The following is a 17407-nucleotide window of genomic DNA, read 5'->3' on the forward strand; positions in this document are numbered from 1 at the left end:
CATGACCCAGAACCTGAGCGAAAGCGCTGCATCCTCCCCGCACGGCGGCGAACAGCAGACCCGCGCCGAACTCGCCGCCCTGTACCGGCTGGCCGCCCATTTCCGCATGACGGACATGATCGACACGCACATCACCGCGCGTCTGCCGGGCGACGTTCCCACTTTCCTGATCAACCGTTACGGCGTGCTGTTTCATGAAATGCGCGCCTCCGACCTCGTCAAGATCGATCATCTCGGCCAGGTCGTCGACGAACGTGCCGGGGACGATCCCGCGCGCTTCCGGGTCAACGCCGCGGGTTTCACGATTCACTCCGCGATTCACATGGCGCGCCACGATCTCCGCTTCGTGATTCACACGCATACCGCCGCGGGCACCGGGGTGGCCGCGCAGGAGCACGGCTTGCTGCCGATCAGCCAGCATGCGCTCAAGTTCTACGGCAAGCTCGGCTATCACGACTACGAAGGCATCGCGCTCGATCTGGGCGAACGCGATCGGCTCGTCAAGGATCTCGGCTCGCACAAGGCCATGATCCTGCGCAACCACGGCCTGCTCGCGGCGGGCCGCACGGTGGCCGAGGCATTCCACGAAATCTACTTTCTGGAGCGGGCGTGCCAGGCCCAGATCCAGGCGCTCGCGGGCGGTACGCCCTTGCGCATTCCGCCCCCGCATGTGTGCGAGCTGACCGCAAGCCAGTTCAGTCGCGAGGAATCCGCGGAAATCATGGATATGGCCTGGCGCGCGGCGTTGCGCCTGATCGAGGACCCGCATTCGGATTACCGCGAATGACCAAACTCGTGCTCATCAGCCGCGACTACGACATGGCGCATCTCGCGCCGATGATCCGTCGCGCGGCGCCGGAACTCGACGTGACGATGCATGGCAGCCACGACGCGCTCGACGCGGAAGTCGCCGTGTGCTGGAATCCGCCGGTGGGGGCGGTGGCCGCCCTGCCCCGCGTGCGTCTGATCCACAGCATCGCCGCGGGCGTGGACAATATTCTCGCCGACCCGCGCCTGCCCGATGTGCCGCTGTGCCGCGTGGTGGATCCGCAGCACGCGCGCGGCATGAGCGAATTCGTCATGTGGGGCGCGCTGCATTTTCACCGGCAGCTCGACCAGGTCATGGCGAACCAGCGCGACCGGGTATGGTTGCGTTACGACCAGCGAGCGCCCGCCACGCGCACGATCGGCGTCATGGGTCTGGGCGAAATCGGCACGCGCGTGGGCCTCGATCTGCATCGCGCCGGCTTCGCGGTGCGCGGCTGGTCGAAACGGCCGAAGGATCTGCCGGGCATCGATACCTTCAGCGGCGCGGACGCCCTGCCCGCCTTTCTCCAGGGCACCGATATCCTTGTCTGCCTGTTGCCGCTGACCGACGAAACCCGCGGTCTGCTCGACGCGCGACTTTTCGCGATGATGCAACCCGGCGCCAAGCTGATCCATGTCGGACGCGGCGAGCATCTGGTGCCGGGCGATCTGCTCGACGCATTGCGGCGCAAGCAGATCGGCGGCGCCATCGTCGACGTGTTTCCGAACGAGCCGCTCGCCGCCGACGATCCGCTCTGGGATGCGCCCGACCTGATCGTCACGCCGCACATGGCATCGGTGGCGAGCCCGGAAACCATCGGTCTGCAAGTCGCGTTGAACGTGCGGCGCCTGGTCGGCGGCGAGCCGCTGCATCACCGCGTCGATATCGCGCGCGGGTATTGAAGCCGGCCGCCGGCGCCGTCGATCAGGGCGCGGCGGACGCATCCTGCGTGTCGATGAAGCGGTGCAACGCATCCAGAAACGCCCGCTCCGCGGCGCTGAACTTGCGGTCGGCCGACCACAGCAGGTGAATATCGAGATCCGCCACGCCGTCTTCCGGCGGCAGGCGCTGAAAGCGGCCGAGCGCGACATCCTCGCGCAACGCGTGCTCCGGCAGACAGCCGATCCCCAGACCGGCGAAGATGAATCGTTTGACCTCGCCCATGCTCGATGACGACCCGATCACCCGCTCGGTAAACCCCATTTCGTCGCGGAAAAACGTCAGCGGCGACAGGTGATCGCCGACCTTGTCGCCGGTGAAGGACACGAATTTCTCGCTGATCAGATCGGCCATGCGCAGGTCTTCGCGGCCGAAAAGCGGGTGATGCCGCCCGCAGAACAGCGCATAGCGCTGCCGCAGAAACAGACGGCTTTCGACCTTCCGCGGCAAGGCGCGGCGCGGCGTGAGGCCGAGCGTGGCGGCTTTCTGCTGCAGACTGTTCACGACATCGGCGCTGCGCTTCTCCTGGCTTTCGAGTTCGATGCGCGGATGGCTGCGGTGAAATTCCGCGAGAAACGCGTCGTACGCGGGAAAGTCGATGCCGCTCACGGTCGACACGCGCACCAGTCCGGAAATATCCTGCTCGCCGCCGTCGGTGCGCGCGAGCGACAGCCGCGACATCATGCCGTACACGTCCTCGGCGATCCGCCGCACCTCCACGCCCGCCTGCGTGACTTCGATGCGCGGGCCGTGGCGGTCCATCAGCCGCATGCCCAGCGCCTCCTCGAGCCGTTTGAGCGCCTGACTCACCGCGGGCTGCGTCAAATGCAGATGGGTGGCGGCGCGGCTGACGCTTCCCTCGCGCACGATCGCGAGGAAGGTGCGCAGCAGGTTCCAGTCGAGCCGGTCGCTCAGGTAGGTGTCGGGGCGTTCCTTGTTCATCGCGCGTCTCGGCAAATCCTTCGGCACTTTCTCAATATTCATGGAAATTATACTCAGAATAAGTATTAGAAATTGGACGCATAATTTTGAATTGCCGATAAAGGAGGCCAGACACACATCCACATGCGCATCACCACGCCGGGAGCGGGCAATGTTGAAGATCGATAGCGAACGACTTTGGTCGAGCCTGATGGACATGGCGAAAATCGGCGGTACGGCCGCCGGCGGCGTGCGACGTCTCGCGCTCACCGAGGAAGATGCGGCCGGGCGCGCGCTGTTCTCGCGCTGGTGCACGGAGGCCGGGCTGACGCTGAGCAGCGACGCCGTCGGCAATCTTTTCGCGCGCCGCGCGGGCACGGACCCAGCGGCGCGTCCCGTGGCCACGGGCAGCCACCTCGACACCCAGCCCGAAGGCGGGCGTTTCGATGGCGTCTACGGCGTGCTCGCCGCGCTCGAGGCCGTGCGAACGATGAACGATGCCGGCATCCAGACGCAGAAACCGATCGAGATCGTCGTCTGGACCAACGAGGAAGGCGCACGCTTCACGCCGGCCATGCTCGGCTCCGCCGCATTCACCGGCGCGATGCCGCTCGAACGGGCGCTCGCCGCCGAGGACGCCTCGGGCTGTTCCGTGGCCGCCGCCTTGCAGGCGATCGCCTGCGTGGGAGAACGCGCGGTGCCCGGCATCGTTTTCGATGCGTATTTCGAAGCGCATATCGAACAGGGTCCGATACTGGAAAAAAACGGCGTGCCGATCGGCATCGTGACGGGCGGCCAGGCGATCTGCTGGCTCGATGTCCGCGTGCGCGGCCAGGCCGCGCACGCCGGCACCACGCCGATGCCGTTTCGCCGCGACGCCCTGTTCGGCAGCGCGGAAATGGCCCTCGCGCTGGAGACGATCTCCAAGGAGTTCGCGCCGCAGGGGCTGGTGACGATCGGCGAGGTATCGATTCGCAACGCGTCGCGCAACACCATCGCCGCCGATCTGTCCTTCACGGTCGACCTGCGCCATCCCGACGATGCCCGCATCGAGGCGATGGAAACCCTGCTGCGCGAGCGCTTCGAGGCGATCGCGCAGCAGCGCGGCCTGACGGTGGACATTTCCCGGCACTGGGTCAGCCCCGCCACGCCCTTCGATACCGAATGCGTCGCCGCCGTCGCCCGGGCCGTCGAGCTGCTCGGCTATCCCCATCAGCGCATCATCAGCGGCGCGGGCCACGACGCCATCCATCTCGCCCGCCATTGCCCGAGCGCGATGATCTTCATCCCCTGCGTGGACGGCCTCAGCCACAATGAAGCCGAGGACGCCTTGCCGCACGACGTCACGCGCGGCGCCGACGTGCTGCTGCACGCCTTGCTCGCCCGTGCCGGCGCGTCGCTGCCCGTTTGATATTTCCTCAAGGATCGCACCATGAAAACCGTTCGCTCGATGCTGTCCTGCCTGGCCCTGATCGCGCTGGCGCCCGCGATGTCGTCCCTGGCGCACGCCGATTCCCTGGACCGGATCGCACAGACGAAAGTCGTCAGGATCGGCGTATTCCAGGATTACCCGCCGTTCGGCTCGATCGGCACCGACATGCAGCCGCGCGGTCTGGATATCGATCTGGCCGCGGTACTGGCCGCGAAGCTCGGCGCGCGCGTCGAACTGGTGCCCGTGACCGGCACCAACCGCATCGCCTATCTCACCGATCACAAAGTGGACCTGCTGATGTCGGTGGGTCAAACGCCCGCGCGCGACAAGGTGCTCGATTTCACCCATGCCTATGCCCCCTACTACATCGCCGTGTTCGGGCCGAAGACGCTCGAGGTGAAACAGGCGGCCGATCTCGCCGGCAAGTCCGTGGCGACGGCGGGCGGCACGAACGAGGACGTCAGCCTGACGAAGGTCGCGCCGGCCACGGTCACCATCAAGCGCTTCGACGACCAGAGCGGCGCGATCTCCGCCTTCCTCAGCGGCCAGACGCAGTTGATTTCGTTGGGCGGCGATGTCGCCACGCGCGTGCGCGCCCAGCACCCGCAGACATCGATGGACGAAAAGCTGCGCCTGCTCGACTCGCCCATGCACATCGCGGTCAACAAGGGCGAGGCGCCGTTGCGGGACCGGTTGAATGCCGCGCTGGACGATGCACGCAAGGACGGCAGCATCGACAAGATCGAGAAAAAATGGCTGGGTCCGGCCACCCTCTGATGTATTTTCAGGAGCATTGTCGATGAAACGACCCGATGCCATGCGCCCGCCGTCGCTCCGACGCGCCTGGCTGTTCGTACCCGGCAACGATGCCGACCGGCACGCGCTTGCATTGCAAAGCGGCGCCGACGCCGTCATCGCCGACCTGGAGGAGATGACCGCGCCGGGCGACCGCGTGCCCGCGCGCGCGCGCATCGTCGCGCTGCTGCGCGACACCCGGCGTCTCGGCTTGATCGGGGCGGTGCGGATCAACAAGCTGGAACACGACGGCCACGCCGATCTGCACGGCATCATGGCGGGCGCGCCGCATGCGGTCTTTTTGCCGCACAGCGAAACCGCGGCGCAAATGGTCGCGCTCGATGCCGCGCTGAGCGAACATGAAAGCGCGCACGGTCTGGAGCACGGATCGACCGAGATCGTGCCGACGATCGAATCGGCGAAGGGTCTGGTCTGCCTGGGCGCCATGCTGGCCGCGAGCGCGCGTATTCGTTGCTGCATGCTGGCGGTCGAGGACCTGGCCGCCAACCTGGGCGCGCGACGCACGCCGGGTGCCGCGGAACTCCTGCACGCGCGCGGGCGGTTCCTGATCGAGTGCGTGGCCGCCGGCTGCATTCCGATCGATCTGCCCTGTACCTATCGCGCACGCGACATATTGGCGGCCGACCTCGATCTGTCCACGCAATTGGGATTCCCCTCCAAATGCGTGGTCTTCGTCGAACACGTGGCCGCGGTCAATGCGTCGCTGACGCCCTCCGCGCAGGCGCTGGCCGATGCGCGGGATTGCGTCGATCGATACGCGCGGCAGGACGCCGCGACACCGGAAGACCGCTGGATCGATGCGCCCACGCGCAACAACGCGATGCGGCTGATCGAACGCCATGGGGCGCTGACGGCCTATGCCGTCGATGCCGTCGATGCCGTCGATGCCGTCGATGCCGTCGATGCCGTCGATGCTGTCGATGCCGTCGATGGCGCCGGTGACGCATCGCCCGCCGGGCCCGGCGTCTAGCCGCTGCCCGGCAGCCCTTCGGTGGTCGACCCGCGCGGGCACCGGCTCGTCAGTCGCCGTTCGGTGCCCGCGCCGGCGCCGCGTTCAGCGAGAAGGACGCGAGCCGCCCCACCTGCCACAGGCCCAACAAGGCGAGCAACGCGGTCAGGACGAACCCCAGCCAGAGCGCATGCGACAAGGCGTCCCGGGCGAGCGCCAGCATGGCGCCGGACGGGGGCGACGCCAGCACGGCATGATCGGCAGCCGCGCCGAGTCCGGCAGGGGCCTGGGGGGCGGCAGACGTCGCACCCGCGCCGGGAAACAATACCTTCGGGTCGGCAAAAAACCGCGTGGCGGCGCCCCAGCCCCGCGCGCGAAACGCATGGTCCACGCCCCGTGCATAGAAAGCGCCGACGATGGCCGCCACGGCCGCGGTGCCGAGCATCCCGCCCACCAGACGCAGCGACTGGGACATGGCGGTGGCGATGCCGACATGACTGCGCGGCGCGAGCGCCTGGGTGAATACGGTGAGATTGAGATAGATGAAGCCGAAGCCGACGCCCGCGATGAACATCAGCGCCAGGAGCACCGCGAACGGCGCGCGGCCGCCCGCCGTCAACAACCCGAGCGAGGCGAGCAGCAACATCGCGAAGCCGAATCGCACCAGCCGGCTCGGCCGCTTGACGCGCGTGACGATGCGCCCGTTGACGATCGCCCCGAGCGTGATGCAAAGCACCAGCGGCGTGATCAGCAGGCCCGCGTCCTTGGGGGAATAGCCATACACGCCCTGAAACAGCACGGGCATGTAGAAAAGCAGAATGAACATGATCGCCCCGGCGAGGACCGCCAGAACGAACAAGGTCCGCAGTTTCGCATCCTGGAACAGCATCGCGGGCAGCAACGGGGCGACCGCGATACGCTCCCATGCCACCAACGCGACGCAAGCGGCGAGGCATAGCGCGAGCAGCGCGCCCGCCGCCAGGTCCAGGCCGGCGCGGGACATCGATTGCACCGCGACCTGCAGCGTGCTCAACACGATGGCGATCAGCGCGGCGCCCAACCAGTCGACTTTCGACCGGCCGTCGCGCGGCGGGCGAAAGCGCGGCAGAAAACGCCACACCAGCCACAGCGCCAGCACGCCGAGGGGCAGGTTCAGGTAGAACACCGAACGCCACCCGTAATACTGCGTCAATATCCCACCGAGCGTGGGACCGAACGCGTTGACGATGCTGAACATCGCGCTCAACAGCATTTGCCACCGCAGGCGGCGCACGGTATCCGGAAACAATTCCGGGATGCACGCGAACGCGGTACCGATCATCATGCCGCCGCCGATACCCTGCGCCGCCCGGGCCAGCACGAGGACCAGCATGGTCGGCGCCGCCGCGCAGGCGGCCGAGGCCACCGTGAATACGGCTGCGGCGAGCATCACGAAGGGCTTGCGCCCGTACGCATCGCCCAAGCGGCCGAAAATCGGAATCGTCACCACCGAGGCCAGCAGATAGCCGGTGGCAACCCATGCGTACAGATCGAAGCCCTGCAGATCCGCGGTGATGCTCGGCAAGGCGTTGCCGATGACCGTTTGATCCAGCGCCGAGAGCATCAGCACGGTGGCGATGCCGAGCATCGCGCACAAGGCATCGCGAAACGGGAGGTTAGAATTTGTGTCGCAGGCCAATCGTCGTCTCGAACAGCGAGTTGTGACCGTAGAACGGCTGGTTCGCACCGGATGCGGCCGCGAGCGTGACCCAGGCGCCGGTCAAATGGTTGTAGTCGATCCCGAGGTACACGTCCGTGCGTTTCGACAGCAGGTAATCGAAGGTCGGCCCCGTGGTGATGCGGGTCCCCTCCGCATTCGCATGCTTCACGACATCGATATAGACCGGCAGCAACACGCGAAAGGATGGCGAGAAGGAATAGGCCAGCGCCGTGGAAAAGGAGTCGTTGCGATAGTCCGCGGGATAGACGTGATCGTAGATATAGGAGGCGTACAGCGTGGCCTTGCCGGTGAGCTTGTAGACGGCGCCAACGGTGAAGACTTTCTGGGAACTGTCGGGAATCGTCACGCCGAAATACGTACTGCCGTAGGCGGACGTCGACGGCGTCAAGCCACCGATATCGTTGATCACCTGGTAGGCGGCGCCCACCGACAGCGGGCCCTGGTCGAACGACAGGCTCACCGCCGGCGAGGCATTGCGGTGCGTATCGCCCGCGACGCCACCGAACGTGTAGGCGCCGCGCGCCGTAAAGCCGTACAGCGTCGGCGAGGTGTAGCGCACGGTGTTGTCCAGCCGACCGCCGCCCGTCTCCCCGGCCCCTTGGAAACCGGTCGTGCCGGTGTAATTGGACAGCGCATAGATATCGTGCGTGTAGGCCATTTCGTGGACCAGCGTGTACTGCCGTCCCAGCGCGATCGTGCCGGCATTCGTGCTCAGGCCGACCATCGCCGTACGGCCGAACAGGCGGGTGGCGCCGGAGGGCGTCGACTGCTGGAACGCGCCCGTGTTCGGCGTGAAGCCGCCCTCGAGCTGGAAGACCGCCTGCATGCCGCTGCCCAGATCCTCCGTGCCCTGCAGACCCCAGCGACTACCGGACAACTCGCCGCCGCTGCCCATCGTGAAAAGCTTGGCGCCGCTCGCGCTCTGGTGCGTATCGAATCGAATGGCCTCGTCGATCACGCCATACAGGGTGACGCTCGACTGCGCATAGCTGGACATCGGGACGGCGGCGGCGGCGGTGGCGACGGCACCGGAAAGCACGGCGGAGACGAACGGCTTCATCGATTTTCTCTTTTTTCGAAGGTTGAAAGACGGGTGTGGCCTAAATTAAGGTGACCATAAAATAACGGCCAAGATTCTTTTCCTCTGTGGAAATAGGGTTTTCTTATGGATGCCTTATCGAGTCGACGACGCACGGAAACACGGCGCCAGGTGCCCGCCGTATGCACCCGATGCACCCGATGCACCCGCCACCTCGCGCGGGCCACGCACGCCATGCCGCTAGCGCAGATCGGAAAAAGCCTCTCCCATCAGGCGGATGCCTTCCTCGATGACGTCGATCGACGTCGCGATCGACATGCGAAAATAGCCGGGCGTTCCATACGCCGCGCCCGCGATCACCGCGACGCCCTTCTCTTCCAGGAGATACATGACCACGTCCGTGTCGTTCGCCAGAAAGCGCCCGCCGGCCGTGGTGCGATCGATGGCGCCCTGGCAATTGACGAAGAGGTAAAAAGCCCCGCCGGGGGCCCTGCAACTCAAGCCAGGCGTCGCATTGATGCGTTCGACGGCACGGTCGCGCCGGCTCCGGTAGGTCAGCACGGCTTCCCGCACGAAGGTCTGATCTCCCTCCAGCGCCGCGAGGGCCGCCGCCTGGCTGACCGAGCAGGCATTGCTGGTGGATTGCGACTGCAGCGTTTCCATCGCGCCGATGATGTCCTCCGGACCCGCGGCATAACCGATACGCCAGCCCGTCATCGCATAGGTTTTCGAGACGCCGTTGACGATCACGAGGCGCGGCAGCAGCGCCGGTTCGACGGCGCCCAGGTGGACGAGCGGACCGTCCGTATAGGAAATGTGTTCGTAGATGTCGTCCGTGAGAACGAGCACGTCCGGGAAATCGAGCAGGACATCCGCGAGCGCGCGCAGATCCTCGCGCGTGTAGGTGGCGCCGGTGGGATTGGTGGGGGAATTCAGCAACAGCCAGCGCGAACGGGGCGTCAGCGCGGCGCGCAGCGTCGCCGCGTCGAGCTTGAAATCGTTCGACTCGGCGCAGGGCAGGACGACGGGCGTTCCCTCGCAGGCGATCACCATATCGGGATACGATACCCAATACGGCGCGGGGATCAGCACTTCGTCGCCCGGCTCGACCGTGACCGACAGCGCGTTGAAAATCGCGTGCTTGGCACCGCAGGTCACCACGATCTGCTTCGGATCGTAGCGCAAGGCGTTTTCACGGGACAGCTTGTCGGCGATGGCCTGGCGCAATGCCGGCGTACCCGCATTTTGCGTATAGCGGGTTTCGCCGCGCTCGATCGCGGCGCACGCCGCTTCCCGGATATGCCGCGGCGTGTCGAAGTCCGGTTCGCCCACCACCAGATTCACGATTTTCTTGCCGGCGCGCCGCAACGCGGCGGCCCGATCGGCGGCGGCGCTGCTGGGCGAGGGCTTGACGCGGAGAATGCGCGAGGCGATGCGTGACGGGCTCACTTGCTGATCCTTGATCGAGATAGACGTGCTGGCACGGTACAAAAACCGAAAACCGCCGGCAAAGACCGATTTCGTCTGGCAAGAGAAGCTTTCCTTATGTCGCGGGCCGGGCGCGGCGCATGCCGCGCGCAACCACGCGGTCCTCGCCGCGGGCATTCCCGCGCCCGGAAGGGCTCGGCCGCGCGCGGAAACTTGCCTCATCCAATTGTTTTGACCTAGTATGGCTTCTCATACACCCGTTAAAAGATCGCCATGAATCTCCGGCGCCTGAAGTATTTCGTCAAGATCGTGGACGCCGGCAGCCTCACGCAGGCCGCCGAGATGCTGCACATCGCCCAACCCGCGTTGAGTCAGCAGTTGATCACGCTCGAGGAGGAATTCCAGCAGCAACTGCTCGTTCGCACGAAGCGCGGCGTGATGCCGACGGAAGCCGGCGTGGCGCTCTACCGTCACGCGCAGGCGATCCTGCGGCAGTTCGAGATGGCGCAGGCGGACGTCAAGAGCGCGGGGCACAGCCTGACGGGACAGGTCTCCGTCGGCCTCGCGCCCGGAACCGGCGCATCGGCGCTGTCGCTGCCCCTGCTGCGCACCGTCCGCTCCGTCCACCCGGACATCCTGCTCTACATCAACGAGAATTTCGGCACGACGCTCAGCGAGTTGATCATGAACGGCCGCATGGACATGGCCGTGCTGTACGGCGACCGGCCCGCGAACGGGCTGACGTTCCAGTTGCTGGCGAACGAGGAACTGTGTCTGGTCGCGCCGCGGATCATGCGGATCGACGGCCCCACGGTCAGCGTGGCCGCGCTGCGCGAGATTCCCCTCTTGCTGCCGCGCCCCTACAATTACCTGCGCAAGTACGTCGACGACGGCTTCGCGCGCATGCAGCAGGCGCCACGGGTGGTCGCGGAAATCGAATCGGCCACGACCCTTTCGGCCGCGGTGGGTGCGGGCGTGGGCGCCACCATTCTCCCGGAATCCACCGCCAACGTCGTGGCGGCAAGCTGCGAGGCGACGGTGCATCGCATCGTTTCGCCCGGCATCACGATCCCGTTGTCGCTTTGCCTTTCCGACAGGCTGCCGTTATCGGAACCCGCGAACGCGGTAAAGGAACTCCTGCTGGAAATCGTCGCGGCCACGCAGCAAGGCGCGCCCCTCGCGCCCATCGATTGACGCATTCCCGTCAGTCGAAAGCGGTCCCCCGCGACCGCGCCATAAGCGCGCCTTATCAAGCCCCACATATTCCGTCTTGGTCCAACTATTTTCAAGCGATACAGTCTGGACAGTTTCCGCCACATCAAACGGTCCGAGATGCATCTAGAGAAGATAGAAGCGCTGGTGGGAATCATGCGCAATTCGAATGTCGGCGAGCTCGAATTGACCGAGGGCATGAGCAGGATTCGTCTCACGCGGTTTGCCCACGCCGCGGCGGGCCATGACGGCCCGCCGGCGAATGTCCCGGCCGGCGACGCCGCGGCGCACCCGCGCGCCCGTTTCCCGGACGGCGTGCCATCGAAGGGCGACGACACCGGCGTGCACCCCGCGAACGATGCGTCCGGTCCCACCATGTCGGCCGGGGCCGACGAGGCCACCGGGGCCGCCGAGCATGCGGCGCCAGCCGGCGACCGGGTCGACGTCATCGCCGCGCCGCTTTTCGGCGTGGTGCATCTCGCCCCGTCGCCCCTGGATCCGCCTTTCGTGAAAGTGGGCGACCGGATCGCCGAAGGCGACACCCTGTGCACCATCGAGGCGATGAAAACCTTCAACGTGATCGAAGCCGAACAGGCCGGCATCGTCACCGAGATCCTGACGCACAGCGGCCGCGAAGTCGCGCCGGGCGCGCCGCTGTTCCGGGTGACGTCATGACCTTCGACAGGGTTCTCGTCGCCAATCGCGGGGAAATCGCGCTGCGCGTCATGCGCGCCTGCCGCGAACTCGACGTAAAGACGGTCGCGGTCTATTCCGAAGCCGACGCGGATGCGATGCATGTCGCGTTCGCGGACGAAGCGGTCTGCATCGGCCCGGCCGCGCCGTCGCTGAGTTATCTGAATCAATCCGCCCTCCTGTTCGCCGCCCGGGCCACGCACGCGCAGGCGATCCATCCCGGTTACGGATTTCTTTCCGAGAACGCGCAGTTCGCGCAACGGGTGCAGGACATGGGCATGCGCTTCATCGGTCCGGCACCGGACGCCATCCGGACAATGGGCGACAAAGTGGCCGCCAAGCGGGCGATGCTGGCGGCGGGCGTGCCGTGCGTGCCGGGGCCCGATACGTCGCTGTCCGACGATACCGGGGAGACGCTCGCGGCCGCGCGCGCCATCGGTTTCCCGGTGATCGTGAAGGCGGCGGGCGGCGGCGGCGGACGCGGCATGCGCGTGGTCGAGCGCGAGGCCGACCTGCTGGATGCCGTCGCGGTGACGCGCGAAGAGGCGCGGCGGGCGTTCGGAAAGCCCGAACTCTATATCGAGAAATTCCTGCAGCAACCCCGTCACATCGAGATCCAGGTGCTGTGCGACGCGCACGGCACGGCGCTATGGCTCGGCTCGCGCGACTGCTCGATGCAGCGCCGGCATCAAAAAATCCTGGAGGAAGCACCGGCCCCGGGAATCGATGCCCGGCAATTGAAGGCGGTCGGCGAGCGCTGCGTGGAAGCGTGCCGTCGGATCGACTATCGCGGCGCGGGAACCTTCGAATTCCTCTACGAAAACGGCGAGTTCTTTTTCATTGAAATGAATACCCGACTCCAGGTCGAGCACCCGGTGACCGAGGAAACGGCGGGCATCGACATCGTCAAGGCACAGATCCGCATCGCCCAGGGCTTGCCGCTGGGGATGACCCAGGAGGACGTGTCGTGCACGGGGCATGCGTTCGAATGCCGCATCAATGCCGAGGATCCCTTCACCTTTCTGCCCTCGCCGGGGCGCGTCGAAACGTGGATCGCGCCGGGAGGACAAGGCATTCGCGTGGACTCGCACATGCATGCCGGCGCGCGCGTCGCGCCCTATTACGACTCGATGATCGGCAAGATCATCGCGCGCGGGAAGGATCGGGACGAAGCGCTCGCGAAAATGCGCGTCGCCCTCGACGGCCTGCAGGTCGGCGGCGTGAAAACCAATCTGCCATTGCACCAGGCCTTGCTGCGCGATGCGGGTTTCATCGCGGGCGGCGTGGATATTCACTATCTGGAAAAATGGTTGAGGCAAAGGAGCGCAACATGACCGCGATGGACCGATTCACGCGGCCAGCGTCGAATCCGCAGGACGACCACCCGCTGGAGGTAAGCCTGCTCGGCACGCTCGCGGTGCTGTTCGAGGCGCCGGGCGCGATGGATCTCGCGACCCAGCGGCGGATATGGTCGCTCGCGCGAACCGTGCAAGCCTGGGCCAACGTCGAGGAAGCCGTGCCCGGCATGGCCAACCTGATGGTCACGTTTTCCCGGCCGCCGCGCGATATCTCCGGCATTTTTCAACGTCTGCGCGACGCCTGGGACGCGTCGCAGGAATGGACGATTTCCGGAAAGACGCTGGTTTTGCCGGTCGTCTATGGCGGCGAAGGCGGCCCGCATCTCGACGATGTCGTGACGCATACGGGCCTGGCGGTCGATGACATCGTCCGGCGCCACGCCGCACCGCTGTACACCGTGTACGCCCTGGGCAGCCATCCCGGCTATTGCTATCTCGGCGGCATGGATCCCACCATCGCGACGCCGCGCCGCAAGGTCCCGGTGGTCCAGTTGCCCGCAGGCGCCGTGTCGATCGGCGGCGCGCAAACCGGCGTGTCCGCGTCCGCCGGACCGAGCGGCTGGAACACGATCGGCTCGACCCTGCCCGATTTTTTCGACGCCGCGCACACCCCGCCCGCGCGGCTCGCGCCGGGCGACATGGTCCGCTTTGACATCGCGGATGTGATCTACCCCCGCGATGGAGGCGCGCAGCCATGATCGAAATCCTTTCGAATGCCGGCCTCGCCACCGTGCAGGATCAAGGGCGTCGGGGATCGCTTCGCTTCGGGGTGGGTCATTCCGGCGCGATGGACCGCGTCGCGCTGAGCATCGCGAACATCATGCTCGGCAACGACGAGAACGCGGCCGGCATCGAGATCCCGGTATTTCCGTTTCGCGTCCGCTTCGACGCCGACAGCGACTTCGTACTGAGCGGTGCCCCGGGCACGGCGACGCTCGGCGACACGCCCGTGCTGCCGATGTGGCTGACGCATGCGCGCGCGGGACAGATCCTGACGATCCGACAACCCGCGCGGGGCGCGCGACGCTACCTGCAGCTCGCGGGCGGCATCGACGTGCCGCTCGTCCTGGGTTCGCGCAGCACGCAGCTGCGCGGGGCATTCGGCGGTCTGGCGGGACGCGCGCTGCGCAGGGGCGACCGTCTGGCGAGCGCGCCATTGCACCCCGAACAGGCCGGCGCCGACGCCGGGAAACCGCGATTCGGCGTGATGTCTCCCGACATGGCGCTGCCCTGCGGTGCGTCCGGGCAGGACGCGGCACCGGGGCAGCCGTGCGTCGCGGGGCCGGGGGGACAGATCGTCACGCTGCGGGTCCTGCCCGCGGCCGAATACGCGCTCTACACGGACGCGTCGCTCGCGGGTTTCTGGAATGCCGACTGGCTGGTCACGCCCCAGAGCAACCGCTACGGCTACCGTCTCGAAGGACCGGGACTGGTCCCCACGCGCGCCATCGAGAAACGCTCGCACGGCATCGTGCCCGGCGTGATACAGGTGCCGCACAGCGGACAGCCCATCATTCAGTTGAGCGACGCGCAGCCGTCCGGCGGCTACCCCAAGGTCGGCACCGTCATCGAGGCGGATTTATGGCGCGTCGCCCAGGCACCGATCGGCGCGACCCTGCGCTTCGTGCAGACCACGTTCGCGGAAGCCGTCGCGGCCGGCGAGGCGCTCGCGCAGTACATCGCACAGGTGCGCCTGGCGGTCGCGCTGCATCGCGAATACCCGCAATCCTGAACCGGACACGAGACCCAATGAGATTCCCAACATCGAGCGCCACGAGCGGGACGGCATGGACGTAATGCACCTGGAACGGCTGATCGCGTGCCTCGGGCACGGCGACGTGGCGGAAGTCGAATGGCAGGAAGCGGATTTCCATTTGCGATTGTCGATGCCGGCACGCCACCGCACGGCCGCGCCTCCGGCGCACGCCCCTGACCGCGCGCAAGCGCTGCCGGCGTACGGCGCCCCCGCCGCCGTGCATTCGACGACGCCCACGGCGGACACGATGCGGGTCACCGTGCGGGCCACGTCGCCCGGCATTTTTCTGAGCGATCATCCCGATCGGGAAGCGTTCGCGGCGACGCGTATTGCGCCGGACGGCGGCGTACGCCTGCGCGCGGGAGAGATGATCGGCTTGTTGCAGGCCGGCCCGCTCTATCTGCCCGTGACCATGCCCGCCGACGGCGCGCTGAGCCGGTGCATCGCCACGCCCGGCACGGTCGTGGGCTACGGACAGGCACTTTTCGAAATCAGCGCCAACGCGCCGCGGGAAGCGCAGGAAGCGCAGGAAGCGCAAGCGCACAGGGGAGAAACATCATGAAAATCGACCTGAACGCCGATCTCGGGGAAGGGTATGGTCCATGGAAAATGGGCGACGACGAAGCGCTGCTGGATGTCATCACCTCCGCCAACGTGGCCTGCGGCTATCATGCGGGCGACCCCGTCATCATGGACCGCGTCGTGCGCGCCGCGGCGCACCGCGGCATCGATGTCGGCGCGCATGTGGGTTTTCCGGACCTCCTGGGATTCGGCAGGCGGCAGATGCAGGCCGACCCGGCGGAGCTGTCGCGCTATGTGCTGTATCAACTGGGCGCGCTGGCCGCCATCGCCAAGGTTGCCGGTACGCGCGTCGGACATCTGAGCTTCCATGGCGCGCTCGGCAATATGTCCGCCGTGGACTATCAACTCGCCGCCCCGATGGTGCAGGCGGTCGCCGCCTTCGATCCGTCGATCACGATCTGCGCCACCACCGACACGCAGATCGAAGTCGCCGCCCGGGAATGCGGGCTGCGCGTCGCCAATGCCTTTCTCGCCGATCGCGCCTACGAGAACGACGGCACGCTCGTATCGCGTAAAAAGGCGGGCGCCGTCATCGAGTCGCCCGCGGCCGTCCTCGCTCGCGTCGAACAGTTGATCGCGGACGGCACGGTGACCACGATCGATGGCCAGCGTCTCGCCATCGACGTGCAACAGATCCTGGTGCACGGCGATACCCCGGGGGCGGTCGATCTCGCCAGGGCGGTCCGCCGGAGCATCGAATCCCACGGCGGCGAGGTGGCGCCGCTGTCGGCGCTTTTCTGACACGGCCTCGCGGCCGCCTTGCGGCTTGGGTCCGCATGCCACGCGGCACCCAGGCCGCGTCTCAATCGATTTTTTCAGGAGTTCGCATGCCCTTTTCCGATTATCACACCGCCCTCGTGACCGGCGCCTCCACCGGCATCGGCGCGGCGATCGTCGAGCGTTTTTGCCGGGAAGGCCTCGAGGTCCACGCCGTCGCCCGCAGCGCGGACCTGCTGAAGGATCTCGCGGCGCGTACCGGCTGCATTCCCCACGCGCTGGATGTGTGCGACCTGACCGCCATGACCGCGCTGACGCAGGAGGTTCCCTTCGACGTCGTCGTGAACAACGCCGGCGTCTCGCGCAAGGGGTCGATCCTCGATGCCCAGGTGGACGACATCGACGTGCAGGTCGAGGTCAATCTGCAGGCGGTGCTGCATATCGTACGCCTGACGATGCCGGGAATGGTCGCACGGGACCGCGGGCATATCGTCAATATTTCGTCGATCGCGGCGATCTACAACTTCGGCGGGAACTCGATCTATCACGCGACCAAGGCCGCGATCCACGCCCTGTCGCGCCAGTTGCGCGTCGACGCGACCGGCCGGCGCGTGCGCATCACCGAAATCTGTCCGGGCCGGGTCGCGACCGACATCTTCGGCCATGTGTCGGGCGACGTCGAAGCCGCGCGCAGGCAGTTCATCGATGGCTTCGAACTGCCCTTGCCCGGCGATATCGCCGACGCGATCGCGTTCGCGATCGCCGCACCACTCGCGGTCAATATCAGCAACATGGAAATACTGCCGACCTTGCAGGTACCGGGCGGGCTGACCACGGTCAAGCGGGACGACTGATACGCAGCGACCGCGCGACGGGTCCCTCGCCTCCCTCCCGAGGCGAAGCGGGCGGCGTCTTCGCGGCACGCCGCTCGCCTCCCGGCATCCCAGGACCGCTCGACAGGGTCCTGCGCCCCGCTCTCGTGCGCCGCTGCCGCCACGCCGCACCATGACGTTCCCGCAACGTCACCGAAGACCACC

Annotated in this window: 17 protein-coding genes; 13 read left to right on the top strand and 4 right to left on the bottom strand. The window is 66.7% G+C overall.

Translation table 11 applies throughout. The annotated features are described in order from the left end of the window. Nucleotide 1 precedes the first annotated feature (1 nt). Both OVY01_RS01250 and OVY01_RS01255 read left to right on the top strand, forming a co-directional pair. Complete coding sequence (locus OVY01_RS01250) at nucleotides 2-787, top strand: class II aldolase/adducin family protein (RefSeq protein WP_267845025.1); 786 nt, start codon at nucleotides 2-4, stop codon at nucleotides 785-787. Further along, nucleotides 784-1710, top strand: coding sequence for a 2-hydroxyacid dehydrogenase (locus tag OVY01_RS01255; protein WP_267845027.1), 927 nt, complete (start codon nucleotides 784-786; stop codon nucleotides 1708-1710). Before OVY01_RS01250 ends, OVY01_RS01255 begins: the two co-directional genes overlap by 4 nt. 22 nt (nucleotides 1711-1732) lie before the next feature. On the opposite strand, the gene OVY01_RS01260 is transcribed toward OVY01_RS01255, so the two are convergent. Continuing rightward, nucleotides 1733-2689: a LysR family transcriptional regulator gene (locus tag OVY01_RS01260; RefSeq protein ID WP_267847630.1), complete on the bottom strand. Its 957-nt coding sequence runs from the start codon at nucleotides 2687-2689 to the stop codon at nucleotides 1733-1735. Nucleotides 2690-2840: 151 nt separating this feature from the next. Here OVY01_RS01260 and OVY01_RS01265 point away from each other — a divergent pair, with 151 nt between their 5' ends. Genes OVY01_RS01265 through OVY01_RS01275 form a run of 3 tightly spaced genes read left to right on the top strand, consistent with a single transcriptional unit; the run spans nucleotide 2841 to nucleotide 5886 of the window. Next, the gene (locus tag OVY01_RS01265; RefSeq protein WP_267845028.1) at nucleotides 2841-4079 is read left to right on the top strand and encodes a Zn-dependent hydrolase; all 1239 of its coding nucleotides are present in this window, start codon (nucleotides 2841-2843) and stop codon (nucleotides 4077-4079) included. A 21-nt stretch (nucleotides 4080-4100) separates the two neighbouring features. After that, nucleotides 4101-4877, top strand: a complete 777-nt coding sequence (locus tag OVY01_RS01270) for a transporter substrate-binding domain-containing protein (RefSeq protein ID WP_267845030.1) — start codon at nucleotides 4101-4103, stop codon at nucleotides 4875-4877. Nucleotides 4878-4899: 22 nt separating this feature from the next. Next, nucleotides 4900-5886: an HpcH/HpaI aldolase/citrate lyase family protein gene (locus OVY01_RS01275; RefSeq protein ID WP_267845031.1), complete on the top strand. Its 987-nt coding sequence runs from the start codon at nucleotides 4900-4902 to the stop codon at nucleotides 5884-5886. Between the two features lie 49 nt (nucleotides 5887-5935). Here the strand turns inward: OVY01_RS01275 and OVY01_RS01280 are convergent, their stop codons facing one another. The 3 genes from OVY01_RS01280 to OVY01_RS01290 all read right to left on the bottom strand — a co-directional run bounded on the left by OVY01_RS01280 (nucleotide 5936) and on the right by OVY01_RS01290 (nucleotide 10073). After that, a complete protein-coding gene (locus OVY01_RS01280; RefSeq protein WP_267847631.1) occupies nucleotides 5936-7492 on the bottom strand; it encodes an MFS transporter in 1557 nt (518 codons plus the stop codon). A gap of 28 nt (nucleotides 7493-7520) precedes the next feature. Beyond that, nucleotides 7521-8645 (bottom strand): porin, encoded by a 1125-nt coding sequence (locus OVY01_RS01285; protein WP_267845032.1) that lies wholly within the window; start codon nucleotides 8643-8645, stop codon nucleotides 7521-7523. 219 nt (nucleotides 8646-8864) lie between these two features. Beyond that, nucleotides 8865-10073, bottom strand: a complete 1209-nt coding sequence (locus OVY01_RS01290) for an aspartate transaminase (RefSeq protein ID WP_267845034.1) — start codon at nucleotides 10071-10073, stop codon at nucleotides 8865-8867. A 252-nt stretch (nucleotides 10074-10325) separates the two neighbouring features. On the opposite strand from OVY01_RS01290, the gene nac reads away from it, so the two are divergent. From nac to OVY01_RS01330, 8 genes are all read left to right on the top strand, one after another. Further along, complete coding sequence (nac, locus tag OVY01_RS01295; protein ID WP_267845036.1) at nucleotides 10326-11246, top strand: nitrogen assimilation transcriptional regulator NAC; 921 nt, start codon at nucleotides 10326-10328, stop codon at nucleotides 11244-11246. A gap of 138 nt (nucleotides 11247-11384) precedes the next feature. Continuing rightward, nucleotides 11385-11939, top strand: coding sequence for an acetyl-CoA carboxylase biotin carboxyl carrier protein (locus OVY01_RS01300; protein ID WP_267845038.1), 555 nt, complete (start codon nucleotides 11385-11387; stop codon nucleotides 11937-11939). Further along, nucleotides 11936-13291 (top strand): acetyl-CoA carboxylase biotin carboxylase subunit, encoded by a 1356-nt coding sequence (accC, locus tag OVY01_RS01305; RefSeq protein ID WP_267845039.1) that lies wholly within the window; start codon nucleotides 11936-11938, stop codon nucleotides 13289-13291. The genes OVY01_RS01300 and accC overlap by 4 nt, the downstream gene beginning before the upstream one ends. A gap of 5 nt (nucleotides 13292-13296) precedes the next feature. Then, complete coding sequence (gene pxpB, locus OVY01_RS01310; protein WP_267847632.1) at nucleotides 13297-14013, top strand: 5-oxoprolinase subunit PxpB; 717 nt, start codon at nucleotides 13297-13299, stop codon at nucleotides 14011-14013. Then, nucleotides 14010-15047 (top strand): 5-oxoprolinase subunit C family protein, encoded by a 1038-nt coding sequence (locus OVY01_RS01315; RefSeq protein WP_267845040.1) that lies wholly within the window; start codon nucleotides 14010-14012, stop codon nucleotides 15045-15047. The genes pxpB and OVY01_RS01315 overlap by 4 nt, the downstream gene beginning before the upstream one ends. A 55-nt stretch (nucleotides 15048-15102) precedes the next feature. Next, the gene (locus OVY01_RS01320) at nucleotides 15103-15633 is read left to right on the top strand and encodes an acetyl-CoA carboxylase biotin carboxyl carrier protein (protein ID WP_267845042.1); all 531 of its coding nucleotides are present in this window, start codon (nucleotides 15103-15105) and stop codon (nucleotides 15631-15633) included. Continuing rightward, complete coding sequence (locus OVY01_RS01325; RefSeq protein WP_267845043.1) at nucleotides 15630-16394, top strand: LamB/YcsF family protein; 765 nt, start codon at nucleotides 15630-15632, stop codon at nucleotides 16392-16394. The genes OVY01_RS01320 and OVY01_RS01325 overlap by 4 nt, the downstream gene beginning before the upstream one ends. Nucleotides 16395-16480: 86 nt before the next feature. After that, entirely contained in the window at nucleotides 16481-17224 is a 744-nt protein-coding gene (locus tag OVY01_RS01330) for an SDR family oxidoreductase (RefSeq protein WP_267845045.1), read from the top strand. The last annotated feature ends 183 nt before the right edge of the window (nucleotides 17225-17407 follow it).

It is taken from the genome of Robbsia betulipollinis (genome assembly GCF_026624755.1).
GTDB lineage: Bacteria > Pseudomonadota > Gammaproteobacteria > Burkholderiales > Burkholderiaceae > Robbsia > Robbsia betulipollinis.

What these genes read in the sequence shown, in the direction of transcription:
- OVY01_RS01250 (WP_267845025.1), top strand. Translation starts at nt 2, where the DNA reads ATGACCCAGAACCTGAGCGAAAGCGCTGCATCCTCCCCGCACGGCGGC.
- OVY01_RS01255 (WP_267845027.1), top strand. Translation starts at nt 784, where the DNA reads ATGACCAAACTCGTGCTCATCAGCCGCGACTACGACATGGCGCATCTC.
- OVY01_RS01260 (WP_267847630.1), bottom strand. Translation starts at nt 2,689, where the DNA reads ATGAACAAGGAACGCCCCGACACCTACCTGAGCGACCGGCTCGACTGG.
- OVY01_RS01265 (WP_267845028.1), top strand. Translation starts at nt 2,841, where the DNA reads ATGTTGAAGATCGATAGCGAACGACTTTGGTCGAGCCTGATGGACATG.
- OVY01_RS01270 (WP_267845030.1), top strand. Translation starts at nt 4,101, where the DNA reads ATGAAAACCGTTCGCTCGATGCTGTCCTGCCTGGCCCTGATCGCGCTG.
- OVY01_RS01275 (WP_267845031.1), top strand. Translation starts at nt 4,900, where the DNA reads ATGAAACGACCCGATGCCATGCGCCCGCCGTCGCTCCGACGCGCCTGG.
- OVY01_RS01280 (WP_267847631.1), bottom strand. Translation starts at nt 7,492, where the DNA reads ATGCTCGGCATCGCCACCGTGCTGATGCTCTCGGCGCTGGATCAAACG.
- OVY01_RS01285 (WP_267845032.1), bottom strand. Translation starts at nt 8,645, where the DNA reads ATGAAGCCGTTCGTCTCCGCCGTGCTTTCCGGTGCCGTCGCCACCGCC.
- nac (WP_267845036.1), top strand. Translation starts at nt 10,326, where the DNA reads ATGAATCTCCGGCGCCTGAAGTATTTCGTCAAGATCGTGGACGCCGGC.
- OVY01_RS01300 (WP_267845038.1), top strand. Translation starts at nt 11,385, where the DNA reads ATGCATCTAGAGAAGATAGAAGCGCTGGTGGGAATCATGCGCAATTCG.
- accC (WP_267845039.1), top strand. Translation starts at nt 11,936, where the DNA reads ATGACCTTCGACAGGGTTCTCGTCGCCAATCGCGGGGAAATCGCGCTG.
- pxpB (WP_267847632.1), top strand. Translation starts at nt 13,297, where the DNA reads ATGGACCGATTCACGCGGCCAGCGTCGAATCCGCAGGACGACCACCCG.
- OVY01_RS01315 (WP_267845040.1), top strand. Translation starts at nt 14,010, where the DNA reads ATGATCGAAATCCTTTCGAATGCCGGCCTCGCCACCGTGCAGGATCAA.
- OVY01_RS01320 (WP_267845042.1), top strand. Translation starts at nt 15,103, where the DNA reads ATGGACGTAATGCACCTGGAACGGCTGATCGCGTGCCTCGGGCACGGC.
- OVY01_RS01325 (WP_267845043.1), top strand. Translation starts at nt 15,630, where the DNA reads ATGAAAATCGACCTGAACGCCGATCTCGGGGAAGGGTATGGTCCATGG.
- OVY01_RS01330 (WP_267845045.1), top strand. Translation starts at nt 16,481, where the DNA reads ATGCCCTTTTCCGATTATCACACCGCCCTCGTGACCGGCGCCTCCACC.